19 protein-coding genes and 2 riboswitches are annotated in these 20,707 nt (G+C 30.7%); of the genes, 2 read left to right on the forward strand and 17 right to left on the reverse strand.

The genetic code is table 11. The features are described from left to right. Positions 1-5: 5 nt before the first annotated feature. The gene (locus ACUSRV_RS01375) at positions 6-4,283 is read right to left on the reverse strand and encodes an acyl-CoA dehydratase activase-related protein (protein ID WP_490140115.1); all 4,278 of its coding nucleotides are present in this window, start codon (positions 4,281-4,283) and stop codon (positions 6-8) included. Positions 4,284-4,522: 239 nt separating this feature from the next. Here ACUSRV_RS01375 and ACUSRV_RS01380 point away from each other — a divergent pair, with 239 nt between their 5' ends. Then, complete coding sequence (locus ACUSRV_RS01380) at positions 4,523-5,146, forward strand: TetR/AcrR family transcriptional regulator (RefSeq protein ID WP_490140116.1); 624 nt, start codon at positions 4,523-4,525, stop codon at positions 5,144-5,146. Between the two features lie 47 nt (positions 5,147-5,193). Here the strand turns inward: ACUSRV_RS01380 and gcvPB are convergent, their stop codons facing one another. Genes gcvPB through gcvT form a run of 4 tightly spaced genes read right to left on the reverse strand, consistent with a single transcriptional unit; the run spans position 5,194 to position 9,495 of the window. Then, the gene (gene gcvPB, locus ACUSRV_RS01385; protein WP_490140117.1) at positions 5,194-6,645 is read right to left on the reverse strand and encodes an aminomethyl-transferring glycine dehydrogenase subunit GcvPB; all 1,452 of its coding nucleotides are present in this window, start codon (positions 6,643-6,645) and stop codon (positions 5,194-5,196) included. Beyond that, the gene (gcvPA, locus tag ACUSRV_RS01390) at positions 6,642-7,985 is read right to left on the reverse strand and encodes an aminomethyl-transferring glycine dehydrogenase subunit GcvPA (protein ID WP_490140118.1); all 1,344 of its coding nucleotides are present in this window, start codon (positions 7,983-7,985) and stop codon (positions 6,642-6,644) included. The genes gcvPB and gcvPA overlap by 4 nt, the downstream gene beginning before the upstream one ends. A 1-nt stretch (position 7,986) precedes the next feature. After that, positions 7,987-8,370, reverse strand: coding sequence for a glycine cleavage system protein GcvH (gene gcvH, locus ACUSRV_RS01395; protein WP_490140119.1), 384 nt, complete (start codon positions 8,368-8,370; stop codon positions 7,987-7,989). An 18-nt stretch (positions 8,371-8,388) separates the two neighbouring features. Then, positions 8,389-9,495 carry a glycine cleavage system aminomethyltransferase GcvT gene (gene gcvT / locus ACUSRV_RS01400; RefSeq protein WP_490140120.1) on the reverse strand — a complete coding sequence of 369 codons (1,107 nt, stop codon included), beginning with the start codon at positions 9,493-9,495 and terminating at the stop codon, positions 8,389-8,391. Positions 9,496-9,558: 63 nt separating this feature from the next. Further along, positions 9,559-9,640, reverse strand: a riboswitch (glycine riboswitch). Positions 9,641-9,643: 3 nt separating this feature from the next. Continuing rightward, positions 9,644-9,742: riboswitch (glycine riboswitch) on the reverse strand. 215 nt (positions 9,743-9,957) lie between these two features. Here gcvT and lplA point away from each other — a divergent pair. Further along, positions 9,958-10,938, forward strand: coding sequence for a lipoate--protein ligase (gene lplA / locus ACUSRV_RS01405; protein ID WP_490140121.1), 981 nt, complete (start codon positions 9,958-9,960; stop codon positions 10,936-10,938). Between the two features lie 155 nt (positions 10,939-11,093). On the opposite strand, the gene ACUSRV_RS01410 is transcribed toward lplA, so the two are convergent. The 12 genes from ACUSRV_RS01410 to ACUSRV_RS01465 all read right to left on the reverse strand — a co-directional run bounded on the left by ACUSRV_RS01410 (position 11,094) and on the right by ACUSRV_RS01465 (position 20,701). Next, positions 11,094-11,249, reverse strand: coding sequence for a hypothetical protein (locus ACUSRV_RS01410; protein WP_490140122.1), 156 nt, complete (start codon positions 11,247-11,249; stop codon positions 11,094-11,096). 182 nt (positions 11,250-11,431) lie between these two features. Further along, positions 11,432-11,713 (reverse strand): YmaF family protein, encoded by a 282-nt coding sequence (locus ACUSRV_RS01415; protein ID WP_490140123.1) that lies wholly within the window; start codon positions 11,711-11,713, stop codon positions 11,432-11,434. 108 nt (positions 11,714-11,821) lie between these two features. Continuing rightward, entirely contained in the window at positions 11,822-12,040 is a 219-nt protein-coding gene (locus ACUSRV_RS01420) for a hypothetical protein (protein WP_490140124.1), read from the reverse strand. An 86-nt stretch (positions 12,041-12,126) separates the two neighbouring features. Then, positions 12,127-14,262: an adenosylcobalamin-dependent ribonucleoside-diphosphate reductase gene (locus ACUSRV_RS01425; protein ID WP_490140125.1), complete on the reverse strand. Its 2,136-nt coding sequence runs from the start codon at positions 14,260-14,262 to the stop codon at positions 12,127-12,129. Positions 14,263-14,381: 119 nt separating this feature from the next. After that, positions 14,382-15,659: a branched-chain amino acid transport system II carrier protein gene (gene brnQ / locus ACUSRV_RS01430; protein WP_490140126.1), complete on the reverse strand. Its 1,278-nt coding sequence runs from the start codon at positions 15,657-15,659 to the stop codon at positions 14,382-14,384. A 179-nt stretch (positions 15,660-15,838) separates the two neighbouring features. Further along, positions 15,839-17,116 carry a branched-chain amino acid transport system II carrier protein gene (gene brnQ / locus ACUSRV_RS01435; RefSeq protein ID WP_490140127.1) on the reverse strand — a complete coding sequence of 426 codons (1,278 nt, stop codon included), beginning with the start codon at positions 17,114-17,116 and terminating at the stop codon, positions 15,839-15,841. Positions 17,117-17,320: 204 nt separating this feature from the next. Next, positions 17,321-17,512 carry a hypothetical protein gene (locus ACUSRV_RS01440; protein WP_490140128.1) on the reverse strand — a complete coding sequence of 64 codons (192 nt, stop codon included), beginning with the start codon at positions 17,510-17,512 and terminating at the stop codon, positions 17,321-17,323. Positions 17,513-17,648: 136 nt separating this feature from the next. Continuing rightward, a complete protein-coding gene (gene ylqF, locus ACUSRV_RS01445) occupies positions 17,649-18,560 on the reverse strand; it encodes a ribosome biogenesis GTPase YlqF (RefSeq protein ID WP_490140129.1) in 912 nt (303 codons plus the stop codon). 107 nt (positions 18,561-18,667) lie between these two features. Further along, positions 18,668-19,012: a 50S ribosomal protein L19 gene (rplS, locus tag ACUSRV_RS01450; RefSeq protein WP_490140130.1), complete on the reverse strand. Its 345-nt coding sequence runs from the start codon at positions 19,010-19,012 to the stop codon at positions 18,668-18,670. A gap of 96 nt (positions 19,013-19,108) precedes the next feature. Next, the gene (gene trmD, locus ACUSRV_RS01455; RefSeq protein WP_490140131.1) at positions 19,109-19,843 is read right to left on the reverse strand and encodes a tRNA (guanosine(37)-N1)-methyltransferase TrmD; all 735 of its coding nucleotides are present in this window, start codon (positions 19,841-19,843) and stop codon (positions 19,109-19,111) included. 22 nt (positions 19,844-19,865) lie between these two features. Next, positions 19,866-20,381, reverse strand: a complete 516-nt coding sequence (rimM, locus tag ACUSRV_RS01460; RefSeq protein ID WP_490140132.1) for a ribosome maturation factor RimM — start codon at positions 20,379-20,381, stop codon at positions 19,866-19,868. Between the two features lie 92 nt (positions 20,382-20,473). Continuing rightward, positions 20,474-20,701, reverse strand: coding sequence for a KH domain-containing protein (locus tag ACUSRV_RS01465; RefSeq protein ID WP_490140133.1), 228 nt, complete (start codon positions 20,699-20,701; stop codon positions 20,474-20,476). Positions 20,702-20,707 lie beyond the last annotated feature (6 nt).

The following is a 20,707-nucleotide window of genomic DNA, read 5'->3' on the forward strand; positions in this document are numbered from 1 at the left end:
TTTATTTAAAAACTATATGATTTAACATTATATTTCTCATCTTCTTCGCAAGTTTCAATATTTTTAATATTTTCAAATGCTGTAGAAATCATAAGTTTTATTCTATTTAACTGATTTACTTCGCTCGCACCTGGATCATAGTCTATAGCTACTATATTGGTTCCAGGATAAACTCTTTTTAATTCCTTTATCATTCCTTTTCCAGTTACATGATTTGGCAAACATGCAAATGGCTGCATACAAATAATATTTTTAGCTCCACTTTCAATAAGTTCAACCATTTCACCTGTTAAAAACCAACCTTCTCCAGTTTGATGACCTAAGTCAACAACTGTAGATGCTCCTTTTGCTATATCTTTTATTGACTTTGGAGGATGAAATCTATTGCTATTACTTAATGCTTCTTTATAAGTATCTCTATACATCTCAATAATATTAATAGCAACTTTCCCTAAAATTTGAGAACGCTTACTTCCTGATAAATATTTATATTTATAATCAGTATTATAAGCACAATATAATAAAAAATCTGTAAGGCCAGGCATTACTGCTTCTGCACCTTCTGCCTCCACTATATTAACGACATTATTGTTTGCTGTTGGATGAAATTTAACAAGTATTTCTCCTACTAATCCCACCTTTGGTTTAATCACATTAGTTATTTCTAACTCATCAAACTCCTTTACTATAGCACTAATATTTTCCTTAAAATCCTTTTTATTAGCACGTTTTAAAGAGTCTTTGCCTATTTTAGCCCATTTTTCATATAGTGCATTAGTAGACCCTTTAATTTTTTCATATGGTCTAACTCTATACAATACATTCATAAGCAAATCACCATAAATCAAGGCCATCATAACCCTATTTAAAAAATTCAGAGAAAACTTAAAACCTGGGTTTTTCTCCATTCCATTGGCATTTAGTGATATTACAGGTACATTTTCAAACCCAGCATCCTTTAATGCTTTTCTTAAAAATCCTATATAATTTGTAGCTCTACAGCCTCCACCAGTTTGAGTTATCATAACCGATGTATTATTCAAATCATATTTGCCACATTGTAGAGCTTCTATAATCTGCCCTATAACAATTACTGCAGGATAACAAGCATCGTTATTTACATATTTCAACCCTACATCTGTAGCTTTATTATCTACCGATGGCAGAATTACTAGATTATATCCGGATTGTCTAAATGATTCTTCTACAAATTGAAAATGTATTGGAGACATTTCTGGTGCTAAAATAGTATTGTTTTTTTTCATTTCTTTCGTAAATTGTATTTTTTTATATTTATTATCTACCTTCTTAAGTTTAAATCCATTTTTTTCTCTTTCCAAAATTGTAGCCTTTAAAGAGCGAAGTCTTATTCTTGCTGCCCCTAAATTATTTCCTTCATCTATTTTAAGAGTTGTATAAACCTTTGAATTTCCATTTAGTATTTCCTGTACTTGATCTGCTGTAACAGCATCTAGACCACATCCAAAAGAATTTAATTGCACTAGTTCTAAATCATTTTCCTTTGATACAAAACTAGCTGCAGAATAGAGCCTTGAATGGTATGCCCATTGATCTACTACCCTAATTGGTCTTTCAATTTCTCCTAAGTGAGATATAGAATCTTCTGTTAGTACTACCATTCCTAGTGAATTTATCATCTCTGGTATGCCGTGGTTTATTTGTGGATCTATATGATATGGTCTTCCAGCGAGGACTATTCCTTTAAGACCATTTTCTCTAATAAACTTAAGTGTATCCTCTCCAGATTTTTGAATATCTTTCTTAAAAGTTTCTTGTTCTTTATATGCTTTATCTACACTTTGTTTAATTTCATTTTCATCAATATTAAACATCTTTAACTCTTCATACAATCTCTTTATCATCTTTTTTTCATTGTCAAAAGGCAAAAATGGTTTTATATATATAATATTTTTTTCTCTTAAAACATCCATATTATTTTTTATAACCTCAGGATATGAAACAACTATAGGACAATTAAAATGATTATCTGCATCTTTTTGTTCCTTCTGCTCATGAGAAATACAAGGATAAAAAATAAATTTTGCTCCTTTGTCTACAAGATCCATAACATGACCATGGACAAGTTTTCCAGGGTAACATACAGACTCTGAAGGTATTGTTTCAATTCCCTTTTCATACAAACTACTTGAAGATCTGTCAGATAGTTCTACCCTAAACCCTAACTCGGTAAATAAGGTAAACCAAAAAGGATAATTTTCATAAATATTTAAAACTCTAGGTATACCTACTGTACCTCTTTTTGCTTCTAACCTTGATAAAGGGTTGTATTTAAAAATTCTTTCATATTTATATTCAAATAGATTTGGTAAAGATTGCTGTCCCCTTTGTTTGCCAGATCCTCTTTCACATCTATTACCCGATATAAATCTTTCCCCATTTCCAAACTTGTTTATGGTTAGTAAGCAGTTATTAGAGCACAATCTACACCTTGAAACATTAGTTTTTATATCAAATTCATTTAACTCACTTTTATTTAATAACTTTGTTTCATAACCTTCTTCATATCTTTCTCTTGATATTAAAGCTGCTCCAAAGGCTCCCATTATTCCAGCAATATCTGGTCTTATGGCTTCTCTTTCAGATAATATTTCAAAACTTCTAAGAACTGCATCATTATAGAATGTGCCACCTTGAACAACAATTTTTTCTCCTAATTCTTTAGGATTTTTTACTTTAATTACTTTAAAAAGTGCATTTTTTATTACTGAATATGATAATCCTGCAGAAATATCCCCTACTGTTGCTCCTTCCTTTTGTGACTGTTTAACCCTTGAATTCATAAACACAGTACATCTTGAACCAAGATCAACTGGTTTTTCTGAAACTAGAGCTTTTGAAGCAAAGTCTTCTATACTCATACTAAGTGAACTTGCAAAAGTATCTAAAAACGAGCCACACCCAGCAGAACAAGCTTCATTTAAAAGTATGCTCTCTATAACTCCATCTTTTATCTTTAGACATTTCATGTCTTGCCCACCAATGTCCAATATAAAATCCACTCCTGGACAGAAGAAATCTGCTGCTTTGTAGTGAGCCACTGTTTCTATTTCACCAATGTCTACATTTAATGCTGACTTTAATAATCCTTCTCCATAACCTGTAACAGTTGAGTTTACTATTTTTGCTTTTGATGGTAATATATTATATAATTCTTTAAGTATCTTAATAGTAGAATTAATAGGACTTCCTTCGTTACTTCCGTAATATGTATAAAGAAGTGAACCTTCACTATCAATGAGAGCAGCTTTTGTAGTAGTAGAACCTGCATCTATCCCTAAAAAGCATTCTCCATCAAAGGTTGATAACTTTCTTTTCTTTACCAGATTTCTATTATGTCTTGATTTAAATTCTTCATATTCTTTATTATTATAAAAAAGTGGTTCTAATCTATTTGATTCAGTCTCAGATGTATTTCCAAACTCTTCAACTTTACTTACTAATGAATTAAATAATAATGACTTTTCATCTACAGAAGATAAGGCAGCTCCAATTGCTACATAAAGCTGTGAATTTTCTGGAAAAATAATTTGATGTTCTTCCAATTTTAACATATCAATAAATCTTTTTCTTAGCTCAGAAAGGAAAAACAATGGTCCTCCTAGAAATGCTACATTTCCCTTAATAGGTCTTCCACAAGCTAATCCACTAACAGTTTGAATTACAATAGCCTGAAGTACAGATACGGCAATATCTTCTTTTGCAACACCCTCATTTAAAAGAGGCTGAACATCGGTTTTTGCAAAAACACCGCATCTTGCTGCTATAGGATAAATCTCACTATAATTTTTAGCTAATTCGTTTAACCCAATAGCATCTACCTTTAGCAAAGATGCCATCTGATCTATAAATGATCCTGTACCCCCTGCACAAGTACCATTCATCCTTTGCTCTACTCCATCATTAAAGTAAGTAATCTTTGCATCTTCTCCTCCAAGTTCAATTGCTACATCAGTTTTAGGATAATATGTTTTTATTGCTTTTGTAGATGCAACAACTTCTTGTGTAAAAGAAGCTCCAATACTATTTGCAATGTTCATTCCACCAGAACCAGTAACCATTATAGTTAAACGTGCATCCTTTAGAATTTTATATGCATCTTGTAGTATTTGCTGAAGTTTTTTCTTAATGTCAGAATAATGCCTTTCATATTTACTATATATTATCTCTTTTTCACTGTCTAAAACAACTACCTTAACTGTTGTAGACCCAATATCAATGCCAACGTGAAATAAATTGTTCATAAATTCCACAGCAAATATGCTGTGCTCTCCTCCCTAGTTTTTAATTTATTTTTTAAAATTATATATAAAATAAAAATTACTTTATAAACACTTTGTTGATTAATTATTTATATGTATATTATAATAAATATATGATTTCACGCAATAAACATTACAACTTAAAACGTTTATTATTGAACATTATTAAAGAAACTGTCTATTAAATTTTATAAATATAAATAGAAAATGGGGAAATTAAAATGGCAAAAGTACTTAATGACAGAAGAACAATAAGAACTAAAAAGATGATAAGAAATGCCTTATCAGAGTTAATTGAAGAAAAGGGATTTAACGATATATCCATTACTGACTTAACTAAAAGAGCTGATATAAACAGGGGAACATTTTATCTTCACTACACAGATAAGTATGATTTATTAGAAAAGGTTGAAAATGAAGTAATACAAGAAATTCAAGAACAGACAAAAGATATTGATTCAATAAATCTGTTAAATATAGATGCCCTAAATGAACCTCTCCCCTTTATGATAAAGCTTTTTGAATACTTTAAAGAAAACTCTAATTTTATGAAGGCTATCTTAGGCCCAAAAGGAGACCCTATATTTCATAATAAAATCAAAAAATTTATAGAGACTAATTTATTTGAAAAAACGCTAATAAAAACATTTAATAAAGATAATATGTTGGTCCCAGAAGAATATTTTATTTCTTACGTACTTTCAGCACATTTAGGAGTAGTACAACAGTGGATTGAAAGCGGTATGAAAAAATCCCCAAAGGATATGGCATTAATCTTAACAAAGCTCTTTTTACTTGGTCCGTTTGGAGTAATAGGACTAAAAAACAATAAAAAAACACCCTAAAAATCAAACCTGTTCAATTTGATTTTTAGGATGTTTAATATACAAAACTACTTATTCCATTTTAGTACTGGATTTCTCGCAGCTTTCACATCATCTACTCTTCTTACTAAAGTATTATGTGGTGCATTTTTAAGTAGTTCTGGACTTTCTAAAGCTTCTTTTGCAATATTTATCATAGCCTCTACAAAAGCATCAAGAGTTTCAATATTCTCAGTTTCAGTAGGCTCTATCATGATTGCACTATCTACTATTAATGGGAAGTATATAGTAGGCGGATGATATCCATAGTCTATAATTCTCTTTGCCACATCTAATGTTGTGACGTTATCACCACGGTCCTTTAATCCCCCTAAAATAAACTCGTGCTTACATACGGTGTCTGACGCTACATAATAATCCTTAAGTTTTTCCTTCATATAATTAGCATTTAAAACTGCTGTTTCACTTGCTTTTTTAAGCCCTTCTGCACCCATAGTAAGAATGTAGGTATAAGCTCTTACTAATATTCCAAAGTTCCCATAGAAGCTTTTTATTTTGCCTATTGATTGAGGCTTATTATAGTTCAATATATACTCATCGTCAACATTTTCGATAATAGGTACTGGAAGATATGGTATTAACTCTTTTTTAACTCCTACAGGGCCACTTCCTGGACCTCCGCCACCATGAGGAGTAGTAAATGTCTTGTGAAGGTTTAGATGAACAACATCAAAGCCCATATCGCCTGGTCTTGTTATACCCATGATAGCATTAGTATTAGCACCATCATAATATAATAATCCCCCCGCCTCATGAACAAGACTTGCTATTTCACTTATATTAGTTTCAAATAAGCCAAGAGTGCTTGGATTAGTAAGCATAAGCCCTGCTGTATCTTCATCTAAAACAGCCTTTAGGTTTTCTAAATCTACGGCTCCATTTTCATCAGATTTTATTTCTACAATATTAAAGCCTGCAACGGCAGCACTAGCAGGATTAGTACCATGTGCAGAATCCGGAACTATTATTTTTTTTCTATTATAGTCTCCTCTGCTTTCATGATAAGCTTTCATAACCATAAGCCCTGTTAGCTCTCCATGTGCTCCTGCTGCTGGCTGTAATGTAAATCCATCCATTCCTACTATTTCTCCAAGCTTTCTTTCTAAATTATACATAAGTTCAAGGCAGCCTTGAGTAGTCTTTTCTGGCTGATATGGATGAACTCCTGTAAAATTTGGATTTGAAGCCATATCTTCGTTAATCTTAGGGTTATATTTCATAGTACAAGAACCTAGTGGATAAAAACCAGAATCTAAACCATAGTTTTTATTTGATAATAAAGTATAATGTCTTATAACATCTACCTCACTAACCTCTGGCAATTCTAAATCCTTTTTTCTAAGTAGCTCATCTGGAATTAATTCTTCGAAATTACATTCAGGTACATCACAGCTTGGAAGTGAATAAGCTTTTCTTCCTTCTTTTGATACTTCAAATATTAATTTATTATATTCCTTCATACTATCCCCTCCATCAACTTAACTAAGTTATCTATTTCTTCTTTATTTCTCTTTTCTGTTACACAGAATAAAATAGAATTCTTTAATTGAGGATAGTCTTTTTCTAAGGAATATCCACCTAAAATACCTTCCTTTAAAAGCTCATCATTAACTATATTTGGATCTACTATAGATTCTACTGCAAATTCCTTGAAAAATGGTTTATTGAAAACAGGCTTACATTTTCCAGATTTTATTAATTCATTGTAAGCATAGTGAGATTTTTTCATACATTGCTGAGCTACTTCTTTAATACCTTCTTTACCCATAACAGACATATAAACAGCAGCTGCAAGAGCATTTAATGACTGATTTGAGCATATATTTGACGTTGCCTTTTCTCTTCTTATATGTTGTTCTCTTGCTTGAAGAGTTAGAGCAAAAGCTCGCTTTCCATCGATATCCTCTGTCTGCCCTATAATCCTTCCTGGCATTTTTCTCATAAGTTTTGAAGTAGATGCCATAAATCCTAAATATGGTCCTCCAAAATTCATAGCATTTCCTAGGGATTGCCCTTCACCTACAGCAATATCTGCTCCGATTTCTCCAGGGGTTTTTAAAACACCTAAAGATATTGGATCTACACTCATTATTAACAATGCCTTATTTGAGTGAGTTATTTTTTCAACTTCACTTAAATCTTCTACTACTCCAAAAAAGTTTGGATTTTGAACTATAACTGCAGCAGTATTTTTATCTACTAATTTATTCAAATTTTCTATATCTGTTTCTCCATCCTTGAAATCTACCTCTTTGATTACCCCTCCATGAAATTTCATGTAGGCTTCTAATACCTTTCTAGTGTCAGGATTTACAGTTTTAGAAACCACTATGTTTTTTCTCTTAGTGCTTCCCATAGAAATCATAGCAGCCTCAGCGCAAGCTGTAGCACCGTCATACATAGAAGCATTCGAGACCTCCATGCCTGTAAGCTCTGCAATCATTGTTTGATACTCAAAAATTACTTGAAGAGTTCCTTGACTTATTTCTGGCTGATAAGGAGTATATGCAGTATAAAATTCTGATCTAGATGTAATATGACTTATAACCGAAGGAATATAATGGTCATACGCACCTGCTCCAAGAAAGCAAACTAAATCTTCATTGCTTAGATTTTTCTCTGAAATATTTTTTAATTCCTTACTTACCTCAAGTTCTGACATAGGTTCATTAAGATTAAGTCTTCTATTCAACTGTAAGTTATCAGGTATATCCTTAAACAATTCTTCAACAGTGCTTATTCCGATAATTTCAAGCATCTTTTTTTGCTCTAAATCAGTATTAGGTATATAAGGAAACATATTATGCCTCCTTAACGCAGAACTCTTCATATTGTTCAGCTGACAATAAATCCTCCAGCTGAGATTTATCATATATTTCAAGAACAATCATCCAATTTTCAAAAGCATCTTCATTTAATAACTCTGGATTGTCAACTATGACTTCGTTTACTTCAACTACCTTGCCATCAAGTGGAATAAATAAATCAGACGCTGCCTTAACTGACTCTACAGCACCAAATATGTCTTCAGCACTTAACTCTGTGTCTACTTCAGGTAATTCAACATAAACAATACTTCCTAAGGCATGTTGAGCAAAATCAGTAATTCCAATATAAGCTTTATCCCCATCTACCTTTACCCATTCATGATCCTTACTATAAAGTAACCCCTTTAAAACTTTCATAATAAATACCCCCATAGTTTATTTTTTATAGTTTTTGTTATAAAACTTTTTATTAATAACTTCTGCTTTTACAGGTTTATTTCTAATTAAAATATTTATTTCTGTTCCAAAACCAGTATATTTAGAATCTATAATAGCTAAGCCTATATTCTTTTTAAGAGTTGGTGAAAAATAACCAGTTGTTACAAATCCAATATTATCACCATTAACTTCGACTGCATAACCATGTCTTGGAATGCCTCTTCCCTTTAATTCAAAACCAACAAGCTTTCTTTTTAAACCCTCTGCCTTTTGTTTTAGAAGAGCTTCTCTACCTACAAAACTATCTTTATCTAGTTTTACAAAATACCCCAATCCTGCTTCTAACGGTGTTATATCCTTAGAAATTTCATTTCCGTATAAAGGTAGAGCTGCTTCAAATCTCAATGTATCCCTACAGCCTAATCCAGCTGGCTTAATACCACAAGATTTCCCTGCTTGTAATATACTATCCCAGATTTTTTCAATGTGCTGATTTTCAGTATAAATTTCAAAACCATCTTCTCCTGTATAACCTGTTCTTGAAACAAGACATTTAATCCCGTTTATTAATACACCTCTTTTACAGTAAAAAAATTCTATTTCATCTAAATTCAAATCTGTTAAATTTTGAAGTATTTCCTGAGCTTTTGGCCCCTGTATTGCAACTTCAGAAACTTCACTAGATATATTTAAAATCTCAACTTCATAACATCCTTTATTTTCTATCATCCAATCAAAATCTTTTTCTATATTGCCAGCGTTAATAACTAAATAGTAATGTTCTTCGTCGAATTTATAAACTAAAAGGTCGTCGACTATTCCCCCGTCTTCATAACACATAAATGTATATATAACCTGATTATCCAAAAGTATGCTTACATCATTTGTAACTAAGTTTTGAACATATCTAAATGCATCTTTGCCCTTTACCTCTACCTCTCCCATATGTGATACATCAAATAATCCAGCATTGTTTCTTACAGCTTCATGCTCTTCAATAATACCCTCATACTGTACTGGCATTAGCCATCCAGCAAATTCTATAACCTTTCCCCCATGTCTCTTATGAGCATCATATAGTTTAGTTTTTTTTCCATTATCCATATATACACCCCCTTTATAAAATAAAAAGAGATATGAAAGCATAAATAATATATGCCTTCATATCTCTGTATATTTACCTGAAAGCTTTAGTAAAACTTAAAAAGTCTACTTTTCTTCTTCGGCGCCCTAATGGGACTTTCCAGAGTATCATCAATTAACGGTCCTTTTGCCTGAAAGATTCTAAATTAATCGGCATTAATTTATTGCTTCTTCGGCTATCCAAATGGATATCTCCCGTTAATGTCACCTGATAATATTAAGTTCCTAAAATTTTCCTTTTACAATTCAATTATACTATAATTTTCATACTATTATACTCTAATTAATATCTTAACAAGTGTAATCCTAATTATTATATATGCTGAAATCTTATAAGTGTTCACAATATACTGTTGAATTCTAATAATATATCTGATAGTATTTTCTTAGAATTAATAAAATAAATAATCAAGGGGGATAAACATGCTATTCATTGATAATAATCTCACAAACCCTAATTTTAATTTAGCAGCTGAGGAATACATACTAAAAAACTTTAGTGAAGATGTTTTTATGCTTTGGAGAAATGAACCTTCAATTATAGTAGGTAAAAATCAAAACACATTATCAGAAATAAATTATGATTATGTTAAGGAAAAGTCTATACCAGTAGTTCGAAGGCTAACAGGTGGAGGGGCTGTATTTCACGACTTAGGAAATTTAAACTTTACCTTCATATCAACAGATGATGCTAAAAGTTTTAATAATTTCAGAAAGTTTACTCAACCTATAATAGATATACTAAAAGAATTATCTGTAGACGCAGAGTTTTCTGGACGAAATGATTTAACAATAGATGGAAGAAAGTTCTCTGGAAATGCTCAATGCAATTATAAAAATAAAGTTATGCATCATGGTACTTTATTATTTACTTCAGTAATAACAGATATTTCTTCTGCTCTAAAAGTAAAACCTTCTAAATTTGAAGGTAAAGGTGTAAAATCAGTAGCAAGTAGGGTGACAAATATTAGCGAACATCTAAAAAATCCTTTAACTATATTAGAATTTAAAGATATGATTATGAAACACATTTCTCAAACAAACACTGATTATAAGATTTATAAATTCTCAGAAGAAGATTTGAACAATATAAAAAAATTATATGACGAGAAGTACAACACTTGGGAATGGAATTTTGGAAGCTCACCTAAATATACTTTGGTTAACGAGTTAAAGTATGTAGGCGGAAATGTAGAATTTTATTTAAATGTTGAAAAGGGAGTAATAACTGATTTAAAAATATGTGGAGATTTTTTTGGAAAATCTGATCTTTCTGACATTGAAAATTTACTAATAGGAATAAGACATAATGAAAAAGAAATAAATGAGGTATTGTCAAAGGTAGATGTTAGTGACTATATGGCTGGTGCCAAAATAGAAGACCTTATTAATGGATTAATATAAAATTCGCTTCACTCATGTCGCCAACGACCTTGAAAAACAGGGACCTTGCTCAAATTTATAAGTTGAAAATTTAAAAAGAGCCTTCTCTTATATATTCAGAGGGCTCTTTTAAGTATTATCTAATCTTTTAATGTCGCTAATGTCGATTTCCATTTTTATACCTCTTCACATTCTTTACATATACATACTAAACTTGAATTTTCCTTGTCATAAGTTACTGAAAATTCATTTTCCTTAACTTCATTACCACATACAGAACATTTTGAACCTCTAGTTTCTGATTTTGCTATACTGTTTACAAATGGTGCCATAGTAACCACTCCTTTTAAATTTTTTTATTTTATTGCTTTTTGGTTTAAGTTATTATATGATTTTATGGCATAATGTTATACATTTATTTGAAAATTTTTTACGACATTTATTTTTTATTTAAAACAAAAAACTCTAGCAATATTTTGCTAGAGTTTTATATTATCCTCTATATTTTTATATTTTAGTTAATACTCGTATAGTTTATAATATAATGTATATGCTTTTCTTTAACTTCTGTTGGACCGTAGATATAATGAGTATGACCTCCATCAGGAGTAGGAATATCTGGTCCAGTTGTTACTTTATAACAATGAGTATGTCCATCATTATAAGTTGTTACGCCCTCTATATAGTGAACATGGGGTATTCCGCTTGGTGCTGATGAAGTCATTCCTTGATAATAATGAATATGACCATCATCCAATGTTGTCATACCTTCATAATAGTGATTGTGATATCTCATATAGAGTCACCCCCTTCTTGGATAAGCTAGTATAAGATATGAAAATTAATTAATATATGTTACAATAAAAAAACCCTGCTAACTTTATTAACAAGGTTTTTAAAAATTTTATTTTAATTTTCTATACAATATCCTATTACCTGGATTTTCATCATCAATTTCAACGTTTTTATATTCTCCATTTTGCACTTCATTTTTGAATCTACGACCATCTATAGTATGTTCACTCATTGGAAGATCCTCACTTACAATGTCCCTATACTCAAATGGATGACCTGCTGGAACTTTATCTAATTTACTTTTATCTATATGGCTCTTATCTTTCATTTATAATTCCTCCTTTTGTATTATTCATAAATTATTATCACCATATAAATAATTATTATTTGCTAGTATGTTAATGTAATTTAATACTAATTACATCCACTATAACCACATTCTGGGCATAATGTACAACCACCTGTAGCAGTTATACCTTCAAATCCACATTCTGGGCATTTAAATGGTATCTTTTCGTTATAGTCTACTGTTATAGTTATTTCTTTATTTTTATCTAATGTTTCTACAGTTACTTCTTTTTTAGATTTTTCATTTATAAGAACACCACTTCTTTGACAACCATCTCTATATATAGTAACTCCTTTTAATCCACTTTCCCATGCATTCATATAGATATCATATACACCTTGAACAGGGAATTCATAAGGAATATTTATTGTAGATGATATAGATGCATCTATATATTTTTGCCATGCTTTTTGCATTCTTATTCTATCTTTATAATCTAGGTTCATTGATGTCACAAATATATTAGGCAATTTATCTTCATCACTTATTCCATGTAAATCCATATACTCTTTAACCACAGGAGTATATACCTTATAATAAACATCCTCATCATGTAGACTTTCAGTTTTTCTTACATAAGATAAGTTATAAATTGGTTCTATTCCTCCACTTATACCTAGCATAGTAGATATAGACCCTGTTGGTGGTATTGTAAGTAGTTGTGAATTTCTAATTCCATATCTTTTAACTAAAGCTTTTACCTTTGGCTCTATATTTTGAATAAAAAATGGAGAGTTAAATATAGCTTCTTCATTATATTTTTCAAAAGGTCCAAAATCCTTTGCAAGCAATGCAGATTGCTTAAGTGCACAATTTAACATAGTGTTTGCTATATCTTCGCAAAGCTTTATAGATTCATCACATCCATATCTTATGTTTAGTTTTATAAGCATGTCCGCTATTCCCATGACCCCAAGGCCTATTTGTCTATATTTTGCTACACTTATCCTTTGTTCTTCTAATGGATGTAGAGATAATCCTTCATCCAAAACTTCATTCAATCCTATTACACATTCTTTTACGCAAGATTTAAATTTATTAAAATCGAAACTTGCATTTTGTGTAAATGGTTGTATTATAAATTGTGATAAATTTATAGACCCTAATAAACAGCTCCCTCCAGATGGCAGAGGCTCTTCAGCACATGGGTTTACGCCTGCATAATAAAACTCCTTATCTTCACTCATTAAATGCCAATTCTCTATTTTGTCCCAAAATAATATACCAGGTTCTGCAAAATTCCAATTATTTTTAGTAAGCTTAATAAATAAGTTATACGCATCAATTTTTTTAATTATTTTTTCTCCTGTCGATTGTACTATAAATGTACAATTGTATTCTTCTTTATTCTTAACACATTTCATAAATTCATCAGTTACTTTTACAGATATATTTGCCTTTGTTACTTTATTTAAATCTGTTTTTATATCTATAAATTCCCCTATATCCGGATGACTTACATCCATACTCAACATTAGAGCACCTCTACGCCCTTTTTGCCCTATAAGTCCTGTAACCATGCTATATAAATCCATAAAGGATACTGACCCAGTAGTAGTTCTGGCTGCATTGTTTACCTTAGCACCTTTAGGTCTTAGCTTTGATATATCAAATCCAACTCCACCACCATAACTATATGTCCTAGCCAATTTTTTAGCAGTATCAAATATACTCTCTATATTGTCCTCTGGTTGACTTAATACGTAACAATTAGAATATGTTATCTTTATATCGTCTTTATAAAGGCCTCTATTTGCAATTATTCTACCTGCAAATAAAAACTTTTTTTGTCTTATTAATTTTTCTATACGGGTATTTACTCCTGAAACACGATTTATCCATTCATCAAAACTTTCGTTATTATATCTATACTTATTACTCCATATAGATTTCTGAAGATCATTCATATCCCAGGGCTTATTTCTTACAGCCGATCTTTTTTCTCTATACAATATATAGTCTTTGGCAACATCTTTTCTATTAGATTCCATAAGTGCAACTTCTACTAAATCTTGTATTTCCTCTACACTGTATGTCCTATTATTATTTACTACTATGTCTTTTACGTATTCAGAAATATATGTAGCAAGTTCTTCATTAGGTCCTTTTTCGCTAGATAAAGTAGATTTATATACAGCATCATATATTTTTATGTGATTAAATTTTTCTAAACTCCCGTCTCTTTTAGTAATATATTTCATACACATCCTCCTTAACAAAAGCCTATACTTATTTGTATACCCAATTATCTTCGTTTTTAAATATATAATTTAAAAATAAAAAAGAGCCTCAAATTGAGACTCTTTTGTTATATAGTTTATTATGCAGATTGTTTTTTCTTACCGAAGAATGATCCTAATATACCACCTACTATTGCTGGAACTATCCAGTTAAATCCAAGTGATGCTAGTGGTAAACTATTTATAAATGGAACGTTTAATCCAAATCCTTGTGCTACAGTTAATACACTTACAACTAAAGTTACGTATACTGATCCTTTGTAAACAGCTTCATTATTAATTACATTTGAGAATATATTCATTATTACAAGAACTATCATTACAGGATAAAGTACTACAAGTATTGGAGCTGAAACTTTTATTATTGCATTAACTCCAAAGTTAGCTACTACAGCACTAAATACGCATATTCCTATAACTAAATGTTCATATTTAAGTTTTCCATTTGTTGCAGTTGCAAAGTAATCTGAAACTGCAGCTGTTAATCCTATAGAAGTTGTTAAACATGCTAATGCTACTATAACACCAAGTATTATCTTACCTGGTCCACCTAATATATGTTCTGTTATTGCAACAACTAAAGTTGCTTGTGATACATCAGCACCATACATAGTAGATACTGTTGCACCTAAATATGTTAATCCTCCGTATACAAGAATTAGTCCTATTGCTGCTACTCCTGATGACATTAAAGTTAATTTTATCTTTTCTTTTTCTTCTGTATATCCTTTATTAACAAGCGATGTTATTATAACAGCTGCAAAAGCTGCTGCTCCTAGTGCATCAAGCGTTTGATATCCTTGTGATATACCATTTGAGAATACATTAGCTATCATTGGCTCTGGGCTTATATCGCCTATTGGTGTCATTACACCTTTTATTATAAGTACTGCTAATGCTATTAAAAGTGCTGGCGTTAAAATTTGTCCAACTATATCAATAACTTTTGATGGTTTTATAGTTAATACTAATGTTAATCCAAAGAATATTACTGAGAATAGTATTGGGCTAAATCCTGGCAATGAAGGTAATATACCCATTTCAAATGTTGTTGCTCCTGTTCTAGGTATTGCTAATAGTGGCCCTATACATATCATTATAGCTGCTCCGAAAATAGCACCTAAACGTTTTCCTCCCATATTCATTATGGCACTCATAGATCCACCTGCTTTAGCTGCTGCTAAAACTGTTATTAATGCTAGTCCAACGTCTGCAATTATAAATCCTATAAATCCTATTCCCCATTGAGTCCCCGATGTAAGTCCAAGGTATGGTGGGAATATTAAGTTTCCTGCTCCGAAGAACATTGCAAATAATGCAAATCCTACGGTGATAACATCCATAGTTCTTTTGTTCATAAATACACTCCCCTTTCAAAATTCAACAATTTTCTAAATATTATGCCTCTTATTGATATTTTAAATCTTTTAGTTAATTCAGTCAATATAAAATTTTAAAAAACATATAAATATTTTTACATGATAAGTATTTATTTTATGTAAACAAAAAAAGAGCCCCAATTGGGACTCCTTTATTATTATATAGATTGTTTATTTTTACCGAAGAAAGATCCTACAATACCACCTACTATTGCTGGAACTATCCAGTTAAATCCAAGTGAAGCTAGTGGTAAGCTATTTATAAATGGAACACTTACTCCAAATCCTTGTGCAGTAGTTAATATAGATACAAACAATGTTATATAAGTTGCACCTTTAACAATAGCACTGTTTCTTATTACATTTGAGAATATACTCATTACTACAAGAACCATTGTTACTGGGTAAACTATAGTTAATATCGGAGCTGCAAATTGTATTATAACATCAACTCCAAAGTTAGATACTACAGCACTAAATACACATATCCCTATAACTAAATGTTCATATTTAAGTTTGCCATTAGATACAGTTGTAAAGTAATCTGAAACTGCAGCTGTTAGTCCTATAGCAGTTGTTAAACATGCTAGTGCAACTATAATTCCAAGTATTATTTTACCTGGTCCACCTAATATATGTTCTGTTATTGTAACAACTAAAGCTGCTTGTGATACATCAGTTCCATACATAGTAGATACTGTCGCTCCTAAGTATGCTAAACCACCGTATACAAGTACTAATCCTACTGCAGCAACCGCTGATGAAGCTAAAGTTAATTTCAATTTTTCTTTTTCTTCTGTATAGCCTTTTTGAACAAGTGATGTTATTATAACTGCTGCAAAAGCTGCTGCTGCTAATGCATCCATTGTTTGATATCCTTGTGCTATACCATTTGAGAATATATTATCTATCATTGGTTCTGGACTTATTTCACCAATTGGTGTTATTATACCTTTTATTATAAGAACTGCTAATGCTATTAAAAGTGCTGGTGTTAAAAATTGTCCTATTATATCTATAACTTTTGATGGCTTTATTGTTAATACTAATGTTAATCCAAAGAATATTACTGAGAATAATATTGGGCTAAATCCTGGCATTACAGGTGCTATACCCATTTCGAATGTTGTTGCTCCTGTTCTAGGTATTGCTAAAAGCGGCCCTATACATATCATTATAGCTGCTCCAAAGAATGCTCCTAGACGCTTTCCTCCAAGATCTAATATTGCACTCATAGATCCTCCGGCTTTAGCCGCTGCAAATACAGTTATTAGTGCTAGTCCCACGTCTGCAATTACAAATCCTGTAAATCCTGTTACCCATTGATCTCCTGCTGTAAGACCAAGGAATGGAGGGAATATTAAGTTACCTGCTCCAAAGAACATTGCAAATAATGCAAATCCTACGGTGATAACATCCATAGTTTTTTTATTCATAAGTACACCTCTTTCTTTAAAATGACAATTTTCTAAATATTTGTCTTTATATTACTATTTTAAAGTTTTTGCGAAATTTGTCAATATATATAAAAAAATGCCAAATAGTTTCTATTTTCTTAAAATTATTTATATATAGAAAAAAGACCAAACTCATACTAGAATTCAGTCTTTCATTTACATACTAATTTTATACTAATACATTTAAGATTTAGATAATTCCTGCTTTAATTCATCTACGCTAGATATTGCATATGCACTCATTATTAAAACTGTTGGGTATAAAAATGCAGAAAATAAATCTGTTCCTGCAAATTGATAAAATATAGATACACCTACAAAAGTCATTACAAGGTCCAACTTTGCAACTAAAAGGTCAAAAAATCTATCTAGCATAACAAAAACCCCCTTAAATTTTATATTTATATAATCTATGCTGCATGAATTATAAAATTACGTAAATTTCATATTAGATATGTAAATTTTATGTTAAATGTATGTTAAATAAAAAAACTGCTATTATCAGCAGCTTTTATTTATTATCTTGGTTATTTAATTGTTCTTTTATATCTTGTGGGATTTCTAATGTCATATTTCCTATTTTTCCTTCTCTAAATTCATTTAAAACAGTTGTAGCTATTCTTGTATAGTCTAGTTCACGTCCACCTAGATAAAAACCTCTTTTTTGACCTATCATATCCATAGTTTCAATAGGTGTTTCTCCTAAGTTTTCTAACTTATATCTTATTCTTAGCTTTTCAGGTTCTATTACCATAAGTTTCTCTATAAGTTTAAGCGCTAACGTTTCTACATCTAATACTTCATCCTTTATAGCTCTACTAAAAGCTAAATTTAGAGCTACATTTTCATCTTCAAACTTAGGCCATAATATACCTGGAGTGTCAAGAAGTTCCAAATTTCCTTTAAGCTTGACCCATTGCTTACCTTTAGTAACACCAGGTTTATCACCTGTTTGTGTACTCTTTCTACCAGTTAACTTATTAATTAACGAAGATTTACCTACATTAGGTACCCCAACTATCATTAACCTTATAGGTCTTTCTCTTCTTCCTTTATCCATTAATAACTGCATCTTTTCCTTTGTTACATTTTTACATTCATCTATTATTTTATTTACTCCTAATCCTTTTATGGTGTCTACTGGAATAGCTTTTATATTTAATTCTTTATAATAGTCTACCCACATTTTAAGTTTTTCTTTATCTGCCATATCAGATTTATTCAAAACTACAACTCTTGGTTTTCCAGCTGTCAACGTATCTATATCAGGATTTCTGCTGCTAAAAGGTATTCTTGCATCTAAAAGTTCAACAACTACATCTACTAGCTTTAAATTATCCCTTACTAGTTCTTTAGTCTTTTTCATATGACCAGGATACCAATTTATAATCATCTTATCGTCCATTAAGTAATTTTCATCCATATTTATCACTTCTTTCATATGTTTTATATATATATTATCCAACATTATATCCTTTTATAAATAAAAGAGGACTGATTTTACCAGTCCCCTTTTTATAGCAAAGTAAATTATTTAGCTTGTTTAATTTTAGCTGCTTTACCTACTCTATCTCTTAAGTAGTTAAGTTTAGCTCTTCTTACCTTACCTTTTCTAGTTACTTCTATTTTCTCTAATTTTGGAGAGTGTACAGGGAACGTTCTTTCAACACCCACGTTAAAAGACATTTTTCTAACTGTGAAAGTTTCTCTAGCCCCGCCACCTTGTCTCTTTAATACAGTACCTTCGAATATTTGTATTCTTTCTCTTTTACCTTCAACTATTCTTACGTGTACTTTTACAGTGTCCCCAGGTCCAAAGTTAGGAACATCGCTTTTTAATTGAGCTTGCTCTAATGATCTTACTATTTCGTTCATTTTTTTTCCTCCTATGTCATAGACGTTCTTAATTACTCGACCAGTGTAAGAAGAGGAACGTCCGTTTTTCCAACAAGCATAATTATACTACAAATATTACTTACTTACAATGTTTTTGATATATTTTTTTTCTTTTTCTGTTAAATTGGCACCTTTAATTAAATCAGGCCTTCTTTTTGCAGTTATATGTATTGATTCAATACGTTTCCATTCATCTATTTTTTTATGGTTTCCAGATAGTAATACTTCAGGAACTTCCATATTCATAAATTCTCTAGGTCTAGTATAGTGAGGATATTCTAATAAATTATCTTTAAATGACTCTTCTTCAAAAGATTCATCTTTATTCAAAACTCCTGTTATAAGTCTTGATATTGAATCTATTAGGATAAGTGCAGGTAATTCTCCTCCTGTTAAAACATAATCGCCTATAGATATTTCATCTGTAACTATTAAATCTATTATCCTTTGATCTATTCCTTCGTAATGTCCGCATAGAAGTATAATATCTTCATATTCACTCATTTCACTTGCTATAGATTGATTGTGTACTTTTCCTTTTGGAGTTAAATATATAACCTTAGGATCTTTTATATTAAACTTATCAACTATATGCTTATATGTATCATATATAGGCTGTGGAGTCATTACCATTCCAGCTCCTCCACCAAAAGGATAGTCATCTGCTTTTTTATGCTTATTTTCAGAAAAATCCCTTATATTATATATATTAACCTCTATTAGTTTTTTTTCTACAGCTCTTTTCATTATACTTTCATTTATATAGGATTTAAATATATCTGGAAATAACGTCATTATATGAAATCTCATTTAAACCATCCTTTTCATTATGCTAATCTAACATGCCCTTTATAGGATTTATAATCATTTTCTTATTTTCTATATCTATAGTTGGAACAAATTCCATAACAGCAGGTATTAAATATTCTTTTCCTTCTTTATTTTTTACAACATATACATCGTTTGCACTATATTGTAATACATCTTTAAGAACTCCAATATGCTCATTTTCAACTGTATATACATCCATTCCTAACATATCTGATATAAAAAATTCATCCTCATCTAATTCTCTAGCATTTTCGCGAGGAACATATAAGTATTTAGATCTTAGCTTTTCTACGTCATCTGCATTGTCTATGCCATTTAACTTTACTATTGCTAGTTGACCCTTGTATCTTACCTTTTCTATTTCATGCTTAGTATGAAAATCACCTTCCATATAAACCCAATCCAATTCTTCAAATCTTTCAGGATAATCAGTTAATGTATATACCCTCATATCTCCTTTTAATCCTTGTGTACTTACTATTTGCCCTACTTTAAAGTATTCTATTTTTTCTGTCATATTATCACCCACTTATATTTTTTTATTTAATATTTTGTCCACAATACATAATATTATTATACGGCAAAAAGGATTAGGTATATACCTAATCCTTATACTATTTCAACAGTAACTCGTTTTTGTTCTCTGTTAGCAGCAGATTTAACTACAGTTCTTATAGCTTTTGCTATTCTGCCTTGTTTTCCTATTACTTTACCCATATCTTCTTGATCAACTCTTAATTTAAGAATTATCTCATTATTGTTTTCTATTTCTTCAACAGAAACAGCATCCGGGTTATCTACTAAAGCTCTAGCTATATTTAAAACTAGCTCTTTCATAATATT

The sequence above is a fragment of the Sporacetigenium sp. TC11 genome (genome assembly GCF_058146105.1).

What these genes read in the sequence shown, in the direction of transcription:
- ACUSRV_RS01440 (WP_490140128.1), bottom strand. Translation starts at nt 17,512, where the DNA reads ATGCTAGATAGATTTTTTGACCTTTTAGTTGCAAAGTTGGACCTTGTA.
- brnQ (WP_490140127.1), bottom strand. Translation starts at nt 17,116, where the DNA reads ATGAATAAAAAAACTATGGATGTTATCACCGTAGGATTTGCATTATTT.
- ACUSRV_RS01415 (WP_490140123.1), bottom strand. Translation starts at nt 11,713, where the DNA reads ATGAGATATCACAATCACTATTATGAAGGTATGACAACATTGGATGAT.
- rimM (WP_490140132.1), bottom strand. Translation starts at nt 20,381, where the DNA reads ATGACAGAAAAAATAGAATACTTTAAAGTAGGGCAAATAGTAAGTACA.
- gcvPA (WP_490140118.1), bottom strand. Translation starts at nt 7,985, where the DNA reads ATGTTTCCTTATATACCTAATACTGATTTAGAGCAAAAAAAGATGCTT.
- gcvT (WP_490140120.1), bottom strand. Translation starts at nt 9,495, where the DNA reads ATGGATAATGGAAAAAAAACTAAACTATATGATGCTCATAAGAGACAT.
- ACUSRV_RS01410 (WP_490140122.1), bottom strand. Translation starts at nt 11,249, where the DNA reads ATGGCACCATTTGTAAACAGTATAGCAAAATCAGAAACTAGAGGTTCA.
- ACUSRV_RS01380 (WP_490140116.1), top strand. Translation starts at nt 4,523, where the DNA reads ATGGCAAAAGTACTTAATGACAGAAGAACAATAAGAACTAAAAAGATG.
- lplA (WP_490140121.1), top strand. Translation starts at nt 9,958, where the DNA reads ATGCTATTCATTGATAATAATCTCACAAACCCTAATTTTAATTTAGCA.
- rplS (WP_490140130.1), bottom strand. Translation starts at nt 19,012, where the DNA reads ATGAACGAAATAGTAAGATCATTAGAGCAAGCTCAATTAAAAAGCGAT.
- ACUSRV_RS01420 (WP_490140124.1), bottom strand. Translation starts at nt 12,040, where the DNA reads ATGAAAGATAAGAGCCATATAGATAAAAGTAAATTAGATAAAGTTCCA.
- brnQ (WP_490140126.1), bottom strand. Translation starts at nt 15,659, where the DNA reads ATGAACAAAAGAACTATGGATGTTATCACCGTAGGATTTGCATTATTT.
- ACUSRV_RS01425 (WP_490140125.1), bottom strand. Translation starts at nt 14,262, where the DNA reads ATGAAATATATTACTAAAAGAGACGGGAGTTTAGAAAAATTTAATCAC.
- ACUSRV_RS01465 (WP_490140133.1), bottom strand. Translation starts at nt 20,701, where the DNA reads ATGAAAGAGCTAGTTTTAAATATAGCTAGAGCTTTAGTAGATAACCCG.
- ylqF (WP_490140129.1), bottom strand. Translation starts at nt 18,560, where the DNA reads ATGGATGAAAATTACTTAATGGACGATAAGATGATTATAAATTGGTAT.
- ACUSRV_RS01375 (WP_490140115.1), bottom strand. Translation starts at nt 4,283, where the DNA reads ATGAACAATTTATTTCACGTTGGCATTGATATTGGGTCTACAACAGTT.
- gcvH (WP_490140119.1), bottom strand. Translation starts at nt 8,370, where the DNA reads ATGAAAGTTTTAAAGGGGTTACTTTATAGTAAGGATCATGAATGGGTA.
- gcvPB (WP_490140117.1), bottom strand. Translation starts at nt 6,645, where the DNA reads ATGAAGGAATATAATAAATTAATATTTGAAGTATCAAAAGAAGGAAGA.
- trmD (WP_490140131.1), bottom strand. Translation starts at nt 19,843, where the DNA reads ATGAGATTTCATATAATGACGTTATTTCCAGATATATTTAAATCCTAT.